The sequence below is a fragment of the Mucilaginibacter sp. P5_A4 genome, from assembly GCF_056400605.1.
Genome location: NZ_JBFUKX010000168.1, coordinates 1 through 715 on the forward strand (window position 1 = coordinate 1; position 715 = coordinate 715).

Consider the following 715-nt stretch of genomic DNA (forward strand, 5'->3'; position numbering starts at 1 on the left):
CGCTTTGGCAATGTACTGGGATCTAATGGATCTGTAATACCGAGGTTTAAAGCCCAAATTGAAAAAGGCGGACCGGTTACCGTTACACATCCCGATATTACAAGGTATTTTATGACAATACCTGAAGCTGTACAGCTTGTACTTGAGGCTGCAGTAATGGGCAACGGAGGCGAAATATTTTTATTTGATATGGGTGAACCCGTTAAAATAGCCGACCTGGCCGCCAATATGATCAAATTAGTAGGCTTGGTTCCGGGAAAAGACATAGAAATTATTTATACAGGTTTAAGGCCAGGTGAAAAACTATATGAAGAATTGCTTAATGTAGAAGAAGAGGTAATACCTACCTATAATAAGGATATAAAAATTTCAAAAACTATACCAAATAGTTATCCCGAAGTCAATAAGGTGATCAAGGAACTCCTGGAGCTTAATCTGCAAAATAATGTTGATATAATGGTGACAAAAATGAAGACCATCCTGCCCGATTTTATTAGCAATAATTCACAATATGAAAAGCTGGATGTTAAGCTAATTAATGATTATCATATTTAATGAGTATTTTAAAACATGATCCATATCATGTTTTAATGATTGATTTCGTTTAGGGATAATTAATTAATTATTTGCAATTTTAGAAAATAGTAATTTGTGAAATTTAGTTACTTTCATGAAGGTTTTTTTAATGATTTGCTAAAAAGTTACACCTAATAAC

The 715-nt window shown here is 33.0% G+C and carries 1 protein-coding gene; it reads left to right on the top strand.

Going from position 1 to position 715, the window contains the following annotated elements:
* Positions 1 to 555: polysaccharide biosynthesis protein (locus AC1DQW_RS27845; RefSeq protein ID WP_477457048.1), on the top strand; the 555-nt coding region annotated here is incomplete at its 5' end.
* Positions 556 to 715: the final 160 nt, after the last annotated feature.